Raw genomic sequence first — 17,306 nt, 5'->3', positions numbered from 1 at the left:
GGGGCGGTCGCGTTGCTCAGGCTGCACTCAGTTTGCCCGGGTATCTTCAGCAACGTGGTTCGACCGTCTCCTCGGGTGCTGGACGGCGTAGGCACGGTAGCGCGGCTAGGGCTCGCGGCTGTGTGGTTCGTGTCAGGCGGGATCAAGGCCGCCGACCTGAACCAGGCCTACATCGCAGTGCACGCATACGACGTACTGCCGGGCGGCGTTGTGAGCGTCGTCGCTGCCGCCGTGCCGTTCGTCGAGCTCGCGCTGGGCCTGCTGTTGCTGCTCGGTCTGGGTACGCGGCTGACCGCGGCGCTGTCGGCGATCGTCCTGCTGGCGTTCATCGTGGCGATCTCGCAGGCCTGGGCCCGTGGGCTGACCATCGACTGCGGCTGCTTCGGCGGTGGCGGCCAGGTCGCGGCCGGGCAGACGGCGTATCCACAGGAGATAGCGCGGGACATCGGTTTTCTCGTGCTCGCTGGATGGTTGCTGGTGCGGCCGCACAGCTGGCTGTCGATGGACGGCTGGCTGACCAGGCGCCCGGCTGTAGTCGGAGAGGACTGAAGGACGTGGGAGGAGCCGAGCGCAACGCGCGCAAGCGGCGGCAGGAGCAAGCCGCCCAGCGCGCGGTGGCGGCGGCGCGCAAGTCGAAGAGCGACCGCAACAAGGCCCTGATCACCGTCGCGGTGGTCGTGGTGATCGCGGCCGCGGTGCTGACAGGCGTGCTGATCACCAAAAGCCAGAAGAACCAGACCGAAGGCACGCAGATCGCGGCGAAGACCGTCGCCGCGGACTACCCGGCGGTCCGGGACGGCGCGACGGTCGTGGTGGGCAAGGACACCGCGAAGGTGACCCTGGACGTCTACGAGGACTTCCTGTGCCCGGCGTGCCGCCAGTTCGAGCAGACCTACGCGGCGCCGATCGAGCAGAAGATCCAGGACGGCACCGTCAAAGTCCGCTACCACATGCTGAACATGCTCAACAACCGCTCGGACCCGCCCGGCTACTCGCTGGACTCGGCCAACGCCGGACTGTGCGCGGCCGACGCGGGCAAGTTCCCGGCGTTCCACGCCAGCCTCTTCGGCTCCCAGCCGGAAGAAGGCGCGCGCGGGTACGACAAGAGCCAGCTGACCAAGCTGGGGGAGGACGTCGGCATCACGTCGCCCACCTTCTCCTCCTGTGTGGCGAATGGCACGTACAACCAGGCTGTCGACGAGGCCTACCAGCAGGTCGCCAAGACGGACTACCTGCAGCAGGACTACAACGGCCAGCGCGGCTTCGGCACGCCGACCCTCGCCGTGGGCCAGAAGGTCATCGACACCAGCGACCCGAACTGGCTCAACAACCTGGTCGGCGCGTCACAGACCGGCTAGCGGCGGCTCGCCTTCGGTCCACCTGGCCAGGCGGCGTGCCTTGCCCACCTCGGTGCGGGGCACGCTGCCAGGCCGCAGGACCTTGACCATGCACGTGATGCCCAGCCGTTCCCGCAACGCATGCACCAGGTCGTCCTGCAGGCCCGGATCGGCCTCACTGAAAGGCTCGACCGCGATCCGCAACTCACTGCGCCGGGGGTCCCGGCGGTCCTCGACCACCAGGTAATGCGGGCTGACCCGTTCGTCCTGCAGGAGAACAGCCTCGATCTCGGTGGGGAAGACGTTCACGCCGCGGATGACCAGCATGTCGTCCGTACGGCCCTTGAGTTTGCTCATCCTGCGCAGAGTCCGCGGTTTCCCAGGCACCGGCCCGGCGAGCGAGGCCACATCGCCTGTGCGGTACCGAATCAACGGCATCCCGGTCTTGGTGAGAGTCGTGAACACAAGCTCGCCTGGGGTCCCGTCCGGCACCGGATCGCCGTCCGGCCCGATCGCCTCGACGAGGAAATGATCCTCGGCGACGTTCAACATCCCTTCGGAGTCAAGGGATTCACACGCGACACCGGGCCCGATGATCTCCGACAGGCCGTAGATGTCCAGAGCCCGGATGCCGAGCAGCCCCTCGATCTGGGCGCGCATCTGCTCAGTCCACGGCTCAGCCCCGAAAACACCGGCCTTCAACGAGGTCTCCTGCCCCTTCAGGGCCTCACCGAGATGGATCGCGTAACTGGGCGTGCAGGTCAGAATGTCGGGTTTGAGATCCTGAATGAGCCGGATCTGCCGCTCGGTCATGCCACCGGAGACCGGGATGACGGTGACGCCCAGCCACATCCCGCCGTGATGGACCCCAAGCCCCCCAGTGAAAAGCCCATACCCATAACCATTGTGGACAGTGCTCGCCTTCGTGGCGCCCGCCCCACCCAACGCCCTCGCCATCACCCGCGCCCAAACCTCGACATCCGAAGCGGTGTACGGAATAAGAGTCGGCCGCCCACCCGTCCCCGAACTGCCATGCACGCAGACAATGTCCCGCGACGCCTGTAGGCCGAACGGATAGTTGTCCCAGATATCGGCCTTGTTGATCGTCGGCAGCCGGGAAAGGTCACCCAGTGTGACGTCCATCCCGCTTGTGACGCCGGCCGCCCGCAATCGCTCCGCCTGCAGATTGCCCGTCGCCAGCACCCGGTCCACAAGCTGCCTCAGCCGCCGCTCCTGCACCCGGACCCGCAGCTGGGGAGCAACCCCCTCGGCATCCGGCTCCACCAGTGCCACCACGCCATCATCGCTGATCACCCCCGAGGTCTAGCACCCCGCAGCCCACAAAGCGACCCCCCGTTTTCCCGGGTCACACGGGGTGATGTACGGTATCCCAGCACTCGAAAGAGCGCGGCGGGGCTGTAGCGCAGTTGGTAGCGCACCACACTGGCAGTGTGGGGGTCAGGGGTTCGAATCCCCTCAGCTCCACAGTTGTTGAATTTTCAGAAATCAGCCTCTGACCTGGGTAAACAGGTTCGGAGGCTGATCTTGGTTCTCGGTCCTAAATGGATGGTCGGCGACAGATCTGGAGCAGATCTGGAGCACGATGATCAACGTCACGAAATAGGGTCACCTGTCTGCTCCAGGATGTCGACTTCGTTCGTGTAGATCTTTGTGTGGGCCAGTGCCCACGGGCGGCTCCGATCGGTGGTGTCGGGGTTCAATGGGCGGTGTACTCGTCGCGTCGATGACGTTAGGCCGCTGTTTGACCGGTCGCAGCGATGGCGGTGGTCGCGGAACGGAGCGAGTCGGATTCTACTGTGGGCGTTGATTTGGCCCTGTTTTAGTAAGTCCTCACAGGCGGACCTTGGGGGAACTTACTACAACACAAAACCCCAGGTAGAAGCCCTGGAGAAGCTACTCCACAAGCTGCCCGACCCCACCACGCCCACTCCTCCACCCGTCAAACGAAGTAAACCGGGCCGTATACGACATCTCCAACCTGACCAGGTCTCGAAGCTGATCGCTGCCTACCAAGCCGGAGCGACGGTGTACGAACTGAGCGACCAGTTCGAAATCGACAGGAAGACGGTCAGCCGGACACTACGACGGCACAACACACCGATGCGTCGAACCGGCCTGCGGCCCGACCAAGTAGACGAGGCCACTCAACTCTACGAGGACGGCTGGTCCACAGCCCAGATCGCCGAGCGCATGAACACCAACCATAGGACGGTACAACGCCGACTCAGCGAACACGGCGTCACGATGCGCGGCACGCACGAGCCATCTCGATCTTGAACCGGACCAACTAAGTGGAGGTAGCTCCGTTGATCCATTCGGCAGCCCTCCAAGCAGCGATGCTCAGCACGGTAGGAAGGTCAACTCAGGGCCAGCAGATCTGAAAGACCTCGGACCAAAGGCATCCCTGGTCTCCGACTGTAGGTTCGTCGAGCAATGCTGTCGGTCCCTACCGATAGCGTCGGATCATGGGGTACTTCAAGGGGCGGTCAATCGGTCGGTATCAGGCACAATGCTCACCAACCTTCTGCGTCGCGGAAAGCGGGGCCGGAACATCGAGCGTTGAGCGCGACCTCTTTACGCTGCTGCGGCAGGTGTTCAGCCGAGGCGAGCAACCGTACGAAGTCAGCGGGCGAAAGTCGGACATGGGATTTCATCTGGAATCCGGCCTGACCATCGTGGTCGAGTACGACGGCGCCTACTGGCACACCGGTCACGAAGACAGAGACTGGCGAAAGTCCGAGATGATCATGGCCGAGCCGGGACACCGAGTCATCCGGCTCCGAGAAGAACCCCTGGAGCTACTGCACGACCTTGACCTGCATGTACCGAAGCGCGCCGACGGTCCGCGCTGCGCCACCCTTGCGATTCCGCACCTGGCGCATACGTTCTACGAGGAGCTCATGGACGTCGGCCTTGAACAGACACTCGGTCACCTGACCATGGTCAACAAGCCACGACCGGATGACCTCACCTGCAAAGTCTGTCAAGACTACGTGGAGTACGTAGAACACAGTTTTCCGCACAGCCTTCCACCCATCTACTGGCCGCATCCGCGGCGTCTCACTCGGCGGGGGAGGCGACGCACGTAGCCGGGAACACGTTCTATGCCCGCCCCGATAGCCAGTAGACGGCTTGCGCTGCGATCTCGGCTCAAGTTATGGCATCCTGATCGTTCAGCCACGACGCTGCGGCTGAAACAGCAGCCGGACGAGGCGACCGTCCTGGAACACCGCAATCGAGGACAACAAGTCGGCCTTGACGTCACGGGCGCGCAGCGCCGCCGCGCCATCGTCACGAAGAAGCCAATCCTCCAGTAGTGCCGGTAGGGCGAAACGGAGCTGGAAGGCGCGAGAGCCGTCAGCAGGCACGATCACCCAATCGCCGGTGACCTCGCGCCGCGTGGCGAACTCGATGTTCACCCTGACATCGGGTCCGTGACGTGCGACGTAGGCGGAAAGAGCTGCAGGATCGTCGGGACTCAAGGCCAGCACGAACGGAGCGGCGGGGAAACCCAAGAGCAGAGTCCCGCTCGCTCGTTCGACGAGGTTTGCCGCGATACGGGCAAGTGGTTCGGCAGGCAGTTGTTGTGGCTCGCGCTGTGCCGCGTTCAGCTCCGACGCTCGACGCACAGGCGTGCGGAGATCAATCGCGGAATCCAGGCCTTCCGGCTCGTCTGCAGTCCAGGTACCAAGCGCCAGCCTGAGCGCGGTGCGGACCTGCCCGCTGGGAAACGGCGCCACGCGGACTTCTTGAGCCAGTTCGTGCAACCGGTGGGCAGTGCGGTTCGCAGCGTCCAGGAACGCGGTGAACGCAGGACTCGACAGATCCACCAGGGAAATCTGCTGGGCGAGGGCATACTGCTGTGCTGGTCTGCTGAATCCGCTGGCGGAGAACAAGGTGTATCGGTAGTGGTAGCGCCGCATCGGTATCGGGCGGGCACCGACCGCCGCTGTCGCGTACTGCTCGTTGACGTCGTGTACAACGCCGTGCGCGTTGCGGACGTCCCGAAGATTTGCCTTGCCCTCGCGATACTTTGCCTCAACGAAGATCCGCAACGGTAGCGAGAACGGCACAGGTAACGTGAGCTCACCGAGCACATCGGCTTGGTGATCCGCGCCACGGCCACGCACCAGCAGCCCGTGTGCGCCACGCCTCAACGCCTCGGGGTCCTGCTGTTCGGAAACCAACAGGCGATAGCCGTTGGCGTACAGGAGCCGCGCCAGCACCTCCTCCAGGACGTAGCCGCGGAGCGACTCGAGACTCACCAACGCGGTCCTCCCACTGGCAGATCGATACGTGCTGCCGTCCCGGCTTCCCAAGGCGCACGGTGACCTTCGCGGGAGACAAAGTGCGATGTTAGGCCACTCGTAGCTCGTCCAGGGCCGGAAGCGCTTCAATGATCTTCACGGACTCGAGGCTGACCGTCACACGATCCGGGCGGTGACGGTGCTCATGGGCACGGTCACCGGCTCAGTCCTCTTAGGACCTTGTCGAAGATGTGGTTGACATAGTTCCAAGGTATCCGTTCCTGTTCCAGGCGGAGTTGACCGCCTTCATCGGTGAGTGCGGCGAGAGTTTCGCGCTCTGCGATGGTGAGGGTTGAGTCGGGTGGATCGATGCGCCCAGTGGGGTCTATGACGGCAAGTTCGATGTGCTGGCTGAGGGTGTCGCGGTCCATCAGGACGGAGGTGATGCCAGGAAGGCGGGTTCTGGCTCGGGAGAGCAATGTGAAGCCGGCTCGGTCAAGATCGCCCCAGTACCAGGCCTGGGCGGATGTGATCCACGGTATGGCGGCAAGCGCGTCCAGGAAGTTGCCGAGCGAGTGAATGACGACGACACCCGGCCAGTCGGGGACCGGAAGGGCTGACTGTTTGTTCTCGACGATGAGGACGTGCCGTGGGCGCAGCCAAAGGCCCGCGATCTCCGCCAGCGGTGCTCGAATGTGCCGAAGGCCGCCCAAGGATCGCTGGTCTTCCGGGTCGGTCAGGATGATGTCGATGCTGGTGGGGAGGAGCCTCAGACCAAGGGCGTCGAGATCGCGGACATCGAGGTCGTCATCGTCGGGTTCGCTCAGCTGTGGTAGGCCCAGCAGTGCCAGGACGAGGGATCGGTTCCGCGCGAGCCATTTGGTGTGCAAACCGGGGACGGGCACTTGGCGTATGGTCAGTCCTGACTTCGGGTTCTTGGTGAACCATTGGGTAACGCGGATGAGCAGCCTGAAGTCGTAGTCGTCGAGAGCGGCGATCTGGGCGAGGTAGGGCTTCAGCTGTTCCTGGGGTACGACGAGCACGGAGATGCTGGAGTAGCGCTGTGTCGCCGTGTACCAACGTTTCGCGAGATCAGGGATCAGGGCAACCAGAGAATCGACGCTGTGTAGATCCACGTGCGTATAGATCTGTTGAGTACCAATCAGGGTGCGACGAGTCGCCGTGCGCATGTGGACAGTGGCGTGGTCGTGCGCCCATTCCCGCCAGGTGCGTAGCCATGTCGCGACAGCGGCCGCATCGTGGGCGATCGTGTGGGCGGTGGGCGGAGCGAGGGAAAAAGACAGCGCGCCAGGCGGTATGACAAGCCAGTCACGCCAGTTGTTGTCGTAGCGGGTTCTGATTTGATCGAGGATGTCATCGGGGGTTCGCATCAGCGGGCCACTTTGTCCTCGACCTGGAGGGCTTCCTCAATGGTCATGGGGAAAATCCGCACCCCGTTGTGGTTGTTCGGGTCGGTGTTGATGTAGGCGACGGTGTCGACGTGGTCCTCGAAGGCGGTCGCCTTTTCGCGTGGGGCGCCAACGATGAGTTGGAAGCCGAGCGCGCGAAGCGCGGCAAGCGCGCGGCCGGTGTAGTCGCTGTCCGCTTTCACGAAGCCCTCATCGAGGACGATCGAGGCGTAGATTGGCGGCGCGTCGCTGCCCTCACCGAAGCGGTAGCGTAGTGCGGCCCCGAGGATGAACGCGATCAACTCTTGCCCCTCGCCGCCGCTCATTCCGGAAACGCCTTCATGGAGAATCTCGGCGCCGTCGACCCGGGTCTCGATGGCGCGGAACTCAACGTGCTCACGGGCGTCGAACACCCGCCGGCGCCAGGCCTCACCGGTGCGGGAGCGGTCTTCGAGGTGGGCAAGGCCACGGCGGAGCCGGAGGAAATCCTTCTCGATCTGGTCGGCATCGCGTACGACGTTTTGCAGGAGGGTGTTGCTGGTGTAACGGGCGACGATGTTCTTGAACTCCGTGAGGTCAGCGCTTGGCCGGTCGACCGTTTCGATGCTCAGCGAGGATCCTTCCCGGAATGGGACGTCATGGAGCACGGAGTTGATCGGGTTCAGGCCGCGCCGGATCTGCCGTCCGTCCTCGTCGATCTGCACCAGCAGGGCATGCAGCTGCTTGTTCAAGTCCTGATCGACTTTCTCGAGCCATTTCTGTTTGGCCCTGGGCAGGTCGTCGGTGACCAACTGCTCGTGGATGGCCAGCAGCGCAGGAAGGCTGTCGATCGTCTCGTCGATCTCGCGGGCGGTGCGCTCGTCGATGTTCCGGTACGCCTTGATCGTCGCCAGCACCGACGTCTCATACGCCTGGCGATCTTTCACGTGCTGTTCTATCTGATGGCCGAGGTCGTTTTTCGCAGTACGGCGGCTGTGTCTGACTGCTGATGGGCTGGCATCAGTTGGTGCGGCAAATGGAAGGCCGGCGAGGGTGGCGCGTTCTTCGTCGGTCAGCCGCGGCTGGCTGTCGATGATCCTGGTCGCGTCGTCCTGGGTGTCGACCAGGCCTGCCCACTCGCCGTCGAGTTCTTTCTGTTTGTCCTTGATCTTTTCGGCAGCTGCGGCAGTCTTGGCAGCCTTGACACGTGCGTCGTCGAGTTGCTTGCGCAACTGACGAGCTTCCGGGGTGTCGGAGCGGGTGAGCTGGTCCTCGAGATCGTCCACCCGCTCTTGCACGGGCGCCAGGTCAATGCTCGACCAGGTAATTTCGACCTGCAGTGCCTCAAGCCGGTTGATGCTGTCCCGGCAGGCGTCCCGAGCTGCGCTCGCTGTCTCGGCCTTTTGTTCGACTGATGGATGCTCGCGCTGCAGAGATTCGACATCGCCGGCCAGGTCGGCGCGCAGTTGCTGGTTGTCCCAGCCAATCCAGCCATAGGGACTCTTGCGGTCGTTCTTGACAAACCGTCCGCGAGCACCGGTGCGCATTCCGGCGCGAGTGACGGCTCCGCGTGCTTCGGAAGGTTGCGGCCTGGAAAGGTCTGTGTCGCTTTCGACGCACCAGTAGGAATAGTGCTCGATGAGCTCGCTCAAAAGCCAGTCGCGATAAGGCGAATCGGCGATGTCAAGCAATGCCGGAACGGTGTTGTCGATGGGGTATGCCGTTGCTCGGACGACCGGAACGCGCGCGAGAGTTATGGCCTGGCCCATGTCGTTGTTGTTGACGTAGCCGCGTACCGCGGACAGGTCGTTCTCATCAACGGCGAGATGGGTCGCCAGCCCTCGCAACACGCTGAGCACCGCTCGCTCCCAGCCGCGATGTTCCGGCTTGATCTGGATCAGTTCGCCAACGTATGGGAGCCGTTCGATGGGAACTCCGGCCCCGCGGGCGATTCGGACACGGAGTTCGTCGGCGTCTGGTGGGATATTGCTGCGTCGCCGCTTGAGTTGTTCGATCTCCGTAGTCAGGGATTTGATGCGCCGCCGGAGGTTGGCCAAGTCCGCCTGAGTCTCGTGCGCGTCCTGATTGAGTTTACCCAGTCGACTGCGCATTTCATGGACGATCTGCGCCATGCTCTCTCGCAATAGCGTCAGATCCCCTTGGGACGTCGGCAGGTTCAGTCGAAACTCCTTGAGACGGGTAGTGAACTTCGCGCGATGCTGCTCGATCTGGCTGAGCTTCGTGTTCGCCATCTCTAGCTGGATCGTGAGCGTCTGAGTCCGATCACCCCCAGCGGCCTTCAAGGTGTCCAGGATGTCGTCGAACGCGTCCTGCGCCCTTTTGTCGAGGAGTTCTGCCGCCTGGAGTTTCTCGTCGAGTTCGGCGTGCGCGAGCCTGTTGTCGTCGATCTTGGTCGAAGCCCAGTCGTAGATTCTTCCCGCGTGCCAGACACACAGCCGGGACGGTTGGCCTGGCGTGGGCTCCGCGAGCAGGCGCTGCTTGAGGACGTAGTCACTGCCCGCGGCCCAGTATCGCTCCGCCAAACTCGGAAGGTTGTTGAGGGTGTTCAGGCGTTTGCGGGCGTACTCGAACTCGTTGTAGAGCTTGGCTGCCTCTCGGTAGGCCTCCAGTGCGGTGTCCCACCGAGCCATGGCGAGCGGCTCGGTCAGCACGAACTCCTTGAAGAGCGCGTTGATGTTGAAGATGCCTTTCGACGCCTGAGCCCGGCGCAGCAGGTGCATGGCCAGCCGCTGCGATTCGTCGGTGCGGCCCATGGACATGGCGGTGCGCATTTTGGCATGGATACGCCCCTGCGAAGAATCGACGAGGTCACCACGAGCAGTGTCGATGAGACGTTCGAGCGAGGTCTTCGACAGCGGTGACGCGCCAACCCGCACCCCGGTGAGCCCGTCGAGGCAGGCCAGATCGAAGCCGTCAAGCACGAAGCCGTACATCGTGCTGGCGCCGATCGCCTCGGTTCCGTCCGTATCCGGCGCCACCCACGCAAGACGGAAAGCCGTTACCCGCCCGCCAGTCTCGTCAGCCCATGTGATCGCCGTGCCGCTGACGAAACCCGGCACTCCTGGCGGCCTCAGGTAGGTCGTCATGCCGGACCGCTTGTTCTCGTCTCGCCTGTGGTCGGTGTGCCCTCGGGCGTAGCTGTAGACAGTGCGCTCCCGCTTCCCGCGCTTGTCATCCCTGGCTGCCTGATTGAACTCCTGCGGGTTCGGCATGATCACCGAAGCCATCGCGTCGAGCAGCGTTGACTTGCCGCGGCCGGAGGGACCCAAGATCGCCGTGCCGACCCTGCCAACGTGCATCACCTGCAATCCTGAATACCCACCCCAATTCAGGATCTGGACCTTCTCGATGCGGAACTGCCCTCGGTCGCCGTCACTCGTCATGCCTGTTCCTCCGGCTCAAGAGGGCCGTCGTCGGCATCGTGTGCCGGCGAACTGGCTGTGTCCATCCCGCGCAGATAGGCGGCCTCGAGCCGGGTGAGCTCGTCGACTCCGACCAACGGGATCAACACTGGGGACACCGTGAACAGGTAGCTGGCGTCCTGATCGACGGACAGCAGCTTCAGATCACTGAGTGCGCCGATCGCCGCGTTTACTCGGCGCTCGAACTTCGCTCGGTCACCGTCGCCTTCCTCCCGATACGCGCGGAGAAACTCCTCTATCTGGGAACGATTGACCACCGCAGGGCCGTCGGTGGCGGCATATGCGCACTCCTGCCGAAGGAACACCAAAAGGAACGAGGCGTCCCGAGACAACGGCTTCTCTCGCCGCAGGACCTTCGGTGCGTCCTCATCGAGACCCTGCCGTTTGAACGCGACCTCCAAGTCCCGGTCGATCACCAACTCCAGGAACAGGTCGGCGAGCCGTTCAGTGATCTCTTGCTCGTATGCCAGGAGCGAATCCCACGTCGGCCGGTTTTGTGCCCGCGACACGAACCGGGACCTCAGCAGGACTACCAGCGCGCGCTTGGCGTCTTGGGGCAGCCCGGGGGCTTCGCCGTCGCGTTCCCCAAAGGCATCGACATCCTGGTCGACGTCTCCCCAGTCCGGGCTCACGAGCCCTCCTCAAGATCGATGAGACGATCGAAAACCAGATGGGGAAACACGACACGCAATGCCTGCTCGCGGTTGCCAGTGATGGTCGCATGCTCGCCGATGCTGACATTCACCTGACCGTGGGTGATCGCGAGGTCAAGCAGAGTCACGAGAGCGCCCAACCGCTGGAACTCCGCCGGCGTCGCCTCGTAGACCTCTGCCCCGGTGACGACCGGCCGGTCCCTCAGCAAGGTGTTGATGGTTCGTGACACCGCACGACGGCTCGTACCCGCCGCCAAGCGCAGCGCCGCCCTGTCCGTCTCCGGGAGGGCAACCGCCTGCGGAGCAACAACAACCGTTACCTGCTGCGGACCGAGGTCTCGCCACAGTTGGGTCTGCGAGATGTCCGTGATCGCATACGGTCCTATTCGTAAGATATCGGTGTCCAGGGTACGAGCACCGGGATCGCGTGCCACCCAAGCCGCACCAGTGTGCAGTGCGCGATCAGCCAGGCTCAGCAGTCGACGATGGCGACCATGGGCCGAACGAGTGAGAAATCGACGCAACGAGGCCGTCCACCGCACGTAGCTTTTCTGCACGCGCAGCTCAGCCGCGAGCAGCGTGGCGAACATTGTTTCCAGTTGCTCGCGCTGCGTTGGCGTCATGTGGTCCCTGGCGAAATCCTGCTCGAGAATCTGATCAACATCGTCACGGATCTCATGTGCCTGCCGCGTCGACATCAACATCTGGGAAAATCCGAGGTAAGCCGTGCCCTCGGGCGTCCTGGCGAGCAGGTCGTTCTCGTGAAGATACTCCTCAACCAGTTCCGCCTTCGTCGGCCCGTCCCTCATCGCATGCTGCGCGACGCTCTGATGCCGGTCCTCGATCAGCGTGTGCAGTTGCTGGAAGTCCGCCGGCAACGAGCGGGTCATGGCAAGGATCTCGCGCAGTTGCTGACGCATTTCTTCCATGGTTGCCAGCCGCACTCGACCGGTGGCGATCTCCTCGCGCAGGCGCTGCAGTTCCTCGATTTGCTTATCGATCCGGCGCACATGCACCTCACGGTCCGGACTCGTCATGTCCGCGAGCAGACGGACCGCATGGGCGATGCTGCCCAACCGCGCCCCGGAAACACTGCTCTCGCCCTCAACAATCTCCCGCACGATCCGCAGCGCCCGCAAGGCATGCGGCGACAACCGGTAACGAAGACGCCCCGACTCCGTCTCAGTTTCCAGCCAACGCGACTCAACCCACTTCCGGCAGTGCTCCGCCGGCGAACGATCACCCTGCCAATCCGGAATTTGATCAAGAGCCTCAGCGACGCGCTCGTGGAACCACTCCGCCGAGACCGAGCCATCAACATGCTCAAGATGTTCGGCGAACAGCGGAAGAACCCAGTCACGGCTGTAGGCGTTCAGCAACTTCAGCGTCGCATTGCCCAGCAGCGCACCCTTTATCTCCTCCGGAGTCACACCAGTCGACGCCACCACCTTGTCTCCTAGCTCCAGACCACGAGCCGACCCTTATGTTCATCTAGTAACCACGACAAGCAAGCACGTTACGTTCCGGCACCGACATTCCCCCAGTTTTGGATGATCCACCCTTGATCGACTTCTGAGGATCCGTGCCGATATGCCCGCACACCTTCGAGATCCTGGCACCAAAGTCACCCGATAGAGTGAATTTGGGTGTCGAATGGATGCCTCCAGTCGCCCTGAGCATGGTGCGTTGTTCGACTCGCCGCCATGAGCGGTGCTGCCACGTCCGTGACGCCTAGCAAAGGATCCAGTCCGCGGTGGATCGCCTCTGGCAAGGCGGGCGGTGATCCATCTACGGGTGTCGTCGGTACGGCAGGTCGGACGGGACTACGACCCGGAAGGATCTCAATCCCGGCACAACGCGACGCCTGTCGACGCAAGGCCGATCAACTCGGGTTAGCGATCGTGGAGGAGTACGTCGAACCTGGCCGGTCGGCGACGGAGATGTCCAAGCGCGCCGCATTTCAGCGACTGCTCGCCCGCATCCGCAACAGCGGCGACATCGACCATGTGATCGTGTACAAGCTGTCCAGGCTGGCCCGTAACCGGGTCGACGACGCGATTGTCATGGCCGACCTGCGGCAGCACGGCGTCACGCTCATCTCAGCCACCGAGTCGGTCGACGACACCCCGGTCGGCCAACTAATGCACGGCATCCTCGCCACGTTCAACGAGTACCAATCCCGCGAATCCGGCGCCGACATCGCCTACAAAATGGGCCAGAAAGCCCGCAACGGCGGCACCATCGGCCGTGCCCGCCTCGGCTACCTCAACCACATCGACCGCACCGACGGGCGCGAGATCCGTACCGTCATCGTCGATCCCGAACGCGCGCCCCTGGTACGGCTCGGCTTCGAACTGTTCGCCGCCGGGAACCTCACCATCGAGCAACTGTCGGACAAGCTCTGCCAGCGAGGGCTACGCACTCGGCCGACCACGCGATATCCACCGCAGCGAGTATCGGTCAGCAAGCTATCCCGGATGCTGCGCGACCGCTACTACCTCGGCTACGTCGCCTACAGCGGCGAGGAGTTCCCCGGCCGCCACGAGCCACTCATCGACCAGGTGCTCTTCGAGCGCGTCCAAGTCGTACTCAAGGCACGCACCGCCACAACCGAACGACGACGCGTACACCACCACTATCTAAAAGGGATATTGCACTGTGGACACTGCCACCAGACAGGGACCACTGGACGGATGATCATCCAGCACACAGTCACCCGTCGCGGCGACGAATACACCTACTTCTTCTGCCGTAACCGGCAACAAGGCATCTGCCCGGCTCCGTACATCAACGTCACCGTCGCCGAGAAAGCCGTCGAGCGCTACTACACCGCTATCAGCCAACAGCGGATCACCGTCGCCCTGGCGACGTTGACCGCAGGCGTTACCGGCGACCACAACCCCAGTTGGACCCGTAACGGGGTCCAGGACTATCAGACCTGCACCGCTGACTACTCAACCACACACTCTTCCAGCGACTCTGCGTCGCTGAGGACCACATCACCGACCACGAACTGTGGACGACAACGCCCGTCTAAACACCAGCCTGTCGGGCCCAAACATCCTTACGGGACTACAACCCAAGAACAGGCCCCGACCAGCAAGGACCCTCCCGCTCATGCCGCAAGCGAGAGGATCACTTGACGTACAAAACCGCAGGTCAGGGGCCAAAAATTGAACCCTCTGTGGACCTTGGGGAACTTACTGCAACACAAAACCCCAGGTAGAAGCCCTGGAAGCCCTGCTCCGGAAGCTGTCCGACCCCACGACACCCGCTCTACCGCCCGTTGACCGGCCGAAACCAGGCCCGGCACGGCAACTCGACACCGACCAGACCCAAGCGCTGATCCAGGGCCACCTAACAAGCGCTACAACCTACGAGCTGGGTGCCCGGTTCGGCATCGACCGGCGAACGGTCAGTAACATCCTCCACCGGCACGGCGTGCAGATGCGCCGACGCGGCCTCTCCCCTGACGAAGTCGACGACGCGATCCACCTCTACAAGCTTGGCTGGTCACTGGCACGGGTCGGCGCACACCTCAACGTCGACCACACCACAGTGCTGACCAAACGCTGTGAACGCGGCATCCCCACCCGCGACTCACATGGTCGACCGCGATCTTGAACGGATCGGTCGCCGAACCAAGCCGGAGCCACGCAGTTCAACCACACCCTGGCCTGCCATGCATCGGCCAGGGCATGGGCGCGATGAACTTGACAGTGTGTTCGTTCGAGCTGGGCTTCCCAGCATCGACGCCGGCCCCGTGCCACACTGCCCAACGAGGTCAGTGCCTCGGATGTGCTGCGCAGACGATTCCAGACCCAGCCGCGACTTGCCGAAGAAACTGATTACGTAGCAGCCGAAACTGACTGCTGGGTACAACGCGGGCTGGAGATCGACAACCTTATCGACAAAGGCAAGCTTCGCGACGCCTGTGAATCACGGTGCTTGGCGTGGGTCGGTCATGGAGTCACTTATGACCGCGCCGGTGAGCGGGAAGACGACATCTCGTAGGCGCAGCGCCGCTGAGACTGCTCGTTGATGCTGCTCGATATGGATGTCGACAGCGTCGATTGCGGCAGCGATCTCTCGTTGCACAGCGATCGGCGGCAGCGGAATCACTAGTTTGCGCATGGTGCTCGCGCTGATGTTCGGGATCGCGGTGCCGTGGGAGTTGCCTTTGACCCACCCCTGGGTCTCGGGGGAGTTCAGGTAGTGCACGAGGTACGTGGGATCGACGTCATTGACCGATGGCAGTAGGCGCATGCGCATGCAGCTGGGCCCTAGGAGCCACCCGGTCTCTGCCTCCCGGACCAGTCCGTGCCGGCCGAGCGTCCCTGATCGTGCGCACACGACATCTCCTGCCTGGAGCAGGTACTTCGCGAACCTGGCAGCGGTCTCGGGGTTCACGGTGTCCAGGTCCTCATGACTGAGGTAGCCGAGTTTGATGTTGCGCGGCAACACCAACCGTGTCCACGTCTCAATGAAGCGGCCACGTTCGCGGTCCATAGTGCCCGGCCCTGCCTGGACGTCGCATACGTCGCCGAGGGCAGCGTTCCGCTTCCTCTCAGAAGTCGCGTCGTGTAGTGCGGCAACGCGCATGCTGATGTCGCTTCGTATCGCGTCCGCACGGCTCGTCAGCTCGTCCAATTCTCGTTGCAGGGACGCGAACGTGGCTGACGCTGTGGCGGCGGGCGAAGTGGTTCCCGCGCCCACGTACCGCTGGGGCTCGAGGTTGTAGTCCTTCTGCTGGATCTCGGCGATGCCGACTGATCGACAGAACCCTCCGGAGTCGTCGTGCTTCCACAAGCCACCGAAGTCGCGCCAGTCACGGTAGGTCTGGACGATCCTGGTCTGGAGTTGGGGGTGCAGGACACGGCGTCCGTCCCTGTTGGTCTCACCGCGACCGGGCGTGGCGTCGATGAAGAGGATCTCCGCCCTTTTCAGCTCGCCGGATTCAGGTCGTTGGAGCAGCCAGAGCGACACTGAGATCCCGGTGTTGGCGAACAGGCCTGCGGGCAAGGCGATGATGCCGGCGATCACGCCCGCGTCGACCATCGCTCGCCTGATCTGGGCGTTCGCTCCACCGGTGAACGATGCCCCGTTCGGCATAAGCACACCCGCGCGCCCACCGGGCTGCAGACTCATCACCGCGAGCTGGAGCCACGCGAAGTTGGCGTCACTTCTCGGCGGCACGCCGAAGAGCCATGAGTCCACTCTGGCCTCGTCCGGTATCGGTAGGTTGAAAGGTGGATTGGCGAGGACGATGTCGAACTGGCTGTCGGTGAACGCCCCGTTCCTCACCTCAGGACCACCGATTCGCACGTCTGCCTTGCCGCCGTGCAAGGCGATGTTGAACATCGACATGCGCTGCGACCGCTCGTTCAGCGCCTGACCAGACACCGACGCCGCTCCCCGTTGTGCGGCGGCCACCAGCAGTTCGCCGGACCCGCACGCCGGGTCGTACACCGTGCTCGATTCACGGGGGTCGAGGACTTCTATCATGAAGTGCACCAGCGAACGAGGGGTGAAGTGTCCACCCCGTCGTCCGAAATCCCGGTGGAAGCTGTTGAGCAGCGCGTCGAAGAGCGTCGCTGGACCGGCAGCTTCCAGATCGATCTGGTCGAACAGATCAATCACCTGCAACCACTGCCGCCCGTCGAGGTGTCCCCGTCCGTCTGGGACCAACAGGGGAGTGCCCAGGTCGTCTACCGGCGCGGAACGCAGCAGCCGGCTCACGTCGTCCCAGTGCCTTTGTGCGGTGACTTCCCGCCACACTGCCGGGGAAGTGGAGCGGAGATAGAGAAGGCTCATCACGAAATCGGCCGCCGACGCCTGGTCCAGGTCGCCGCGGAGCAGATCCATGATCTGCCACAGCTGAGCGGGCGTGTCCGGGTGGCCCTCTGGGTGCACCTGAGGTGTCGTCGACCGCACAGGTGGGGCGGGCGCTCCACCGTTGCGTCTGAACCTGTCTCCGTAAGTGGTGCCGGGAGGCTCGTCGGACCGGAGTCCGTTACGGGCGATCTTTCTTTGGTCAAGCCAGCGCGCGACCTCGGTGGCTGAGAACAGCTCCTGGCCGGCTACCAGGACAGGACTGGGGAAGTCGGTGTGGCGCTTGCGCCAATTGCTGGCCGCGCTCACGCCGACTCCCGCCAGTTCCGCGATGCCGGAGAGGGGCAGACCCTGGCCACGTTCGGTCACGGGTGCATCATCACCG

Annotated in this window: 13 protein-coding genes and 1 tRNA gene; 7 read left to right on the top strand and 7 right to left on the bottom strand. The window is 63.4% G+C overall.

The window, feature by feature from the left end; translation table 11 throughout:
• Positions 1-75 precede the first annotated feature (75 nt).
• Both JOF56_RS04470 and JOF56_RS04465 read left to right on the top strand, forming a co-directional pair.
• Positions 76-549: a MauE/DoxX family redox-associated membrane protein gene (locus JOF56_RS04470; protein ID WP_209647999.1), complete on the top strand. Its 474-nt coding sequence runs from the start codon at positions 76-78 to the stop codon at positions 547-549.
• A gap of 5 nt (positions 550-554) precedes the next feature.
• On the top strand, positions 555-1,358 hold the full coding sequence (locus JOF56_RS04465) for a DsbA family protein (RefSeq protein ID WP_209634763.1): 804 nt from the start codon (positions 555-557) through the stop codon (positions 1,356-1,358).
• On the opposite strand, the gene JOF56_RS04460 is transcribed toward JOF56_RS04465, so the two are convergent.
• The gene (locus JOF56_RS04460; RefSeq protein ID WP_307854916.1) at positions 1,344-2,651 is read right to left on the bottom strand and encodes a phenylacetate--CoA ligase family protein; all 1,308 of its coding nucleotides are present in this window, start codon (positions 2,649-2,651) and stop codon (positions 1,344-1,346) included. The two genes, JOF56_RS04465 and JOF56_RS04460, sit on opposite strands and share 15 nt — an antisense overlap.
• Before the next feature lie 98 nt (positions 2,652-2,749).
• Here JOF56_RS04460 and JOF56_RS04455 point away from each other — a divergent pair.
• The 3 genes from JOF56_RS04455 to JOF56_RS04445 all read left to right on the top strand — a co-directional run bounded on the left by JOF56_RS04455 (position 2,750) and on the right by JOF56_RS04445 (position 4,447).
• Positions 2,750-2,822 (top strand) — tRNA-Ala (locus JOF56_RS04455).
• 561 nt (positions 2,823-3,383) lie between these two features.
• The gene (locus JOF56_RS57650; RefSeq protein WP_245378143.1) at positions 3,384-3,635 is read left to right on the top strand and encodes a helix-turn-helix domain-containing protein; all 252 of its coding nucleotides are present in this window, start codon (positions 3,384-3,386) and stop codon (positions 3,633-3,635) included.
• A 188-nt stretch (positions 3,636-3,823) separates the two neighbouring features.
• The gene (locus tag JOF56_RS04445; RefSeq protein WP_209634761.1) at positions 3,824-4,447 is read left to right on the top strand and encodes a hypothetical protein; all 624 of its coding nucleotides are present in this window, start codon (positions 3,824-3,826) and stop codon (positions 4,445-4,447) included.
• 84 nt (positions 4,448-4,531) lie between these two features.
• On the opposite strand, the gene JOF56_RS04440 is transcribed toward JOF56_RS04445, so the two are convergent.
• From JOF56_RS04440 to JOF56_RS04420, 5 genes are all read right to left on the bottom strand, one after another.
• Positions 4,532-5,623, bottom strand: a complete 1,092-nt coding sequence (locus JOF56_RS04440) for a PDDEXK family nuclease (protein ID WP_209634758.1) — start codon at positions 5,621-5,623, stop codon at positions 4,532-4,534.
• 197 nt (positions 5,624-5,820) lie between these two features.
• Positions 5,821-6,996, bottom strand: a complete 1,176-nt coding sequence (locus JOF56_RS04435) for a Wadjet anti-phage system protein JetD domain-containing protein (RefSeq protein ID WP_209634755.1) — start codon at positions 6,994-6,996, stop codon at positions 5,821-5,823.
• Complete coding sequence (locus JOF56_RS04430; RefSeq protein ID WP_209634753.1) at positions 6,996-10,397, bottom strand: ATP-binding protein; 3,402 nt, start codon at positions 10,395-10,397, stop codon at positions 6,996-6,998. Before JOF56_RS04430 ends, JOF56_RS04435 begins: the two co-directional genes overlap by 1 nt.
• Positions 10,394-11,068 carry a DUF4194 domain-containing protein gene (locus JOF56_RS04425; protein WP_209634750.1) on the bottom strand — a complete coding sequence of 225 codons (675 nt, stop codon included), beginning with the start codon at positions 11,066-11,068 and terminating at the stop codon, positions 10,394-10,396. The genes JOF56_RS04430 and JOF56_RS04425 overlap by 4 nt, the downstream gene beginning before the upstream one ends.
• A complete protein-coding gene (locus JOF56_RS04420; RefSeq protein WP_209634748.1) occupies positions 11,065-12,537 on the bottom strand; it encodes a DUF3375 family protein in 1,473 nt (490 codons plus the stop codon). Before JOF56_RS04420 ends, JOF56_RS04425 begins: the two co-directional genes overlap by 4 nt.
• A gap of 453 nt (positions 12,538-12,990) precedes the next feature.
• Between JOF56_RS04420 and JOF56_RS04415 the strand changes: the two genes are divergently transcribed.
• Together JOF56_RS04415 and JOF56_RS57645 are read left to right on the top strand one after the other, a co-directional pair.
• Entirely contained in the window at positions 12,991-14,232 is a 1,242-nt protein-coding gene (locus tag JOF56_RS04415) for a recombinase family protein (RefSeq protein WP_307854915.1), read from the top strand.
• A 304-nt stretch (positions 14,233-14,536) separates the two neighbouring features.
• Positions 14,537-14,713, top strand: a complete 177-nt coding sequence (locus tag JOF56_RS57645; protein ID WP_245378140.1) for a helix-turn-helix domain-containing protein — start codon at positions 14,537-14,539, stop codon at positions 14,711-14,713.
• A 315-nt stretch (positions 14,714-15,028) separates the two neighbouring features.
• On the opposite strand, the gene JOF56_RS04405 is transcribed toward JOF56_RS57645, so the two are convergent.
• Positions 15,029-17,290 (bottom strand): type I restriction-modification system subunit M/S, encoded by a 2,262-nt coding sequence (locus JOF56_RS04405; protein ID WP_209634746.1) that lies wholly within the window; start codon positions 17,288-17,290, stop codon positions 15,029-15,031.
• Positions 17,291-17,306: the final 16 nt, after the last annotated feature.

The organism is Kibdelosporangium banguiense, from assembly GCF_017876405.1.
In the GTDB taxonomy this organism is placed as follows: domain Bacteria; phylum Actinomycetota; class Actinomycetes; order Mycobacteriales; family Pseudonocardiaceae; genus Kibdelosporangium; species Kibdelosporangium banguiense.
Note: the sequence above shows the minus strand (reverse complement) of the source record. Positions and strands in the feature narration are given on the sequence as shown.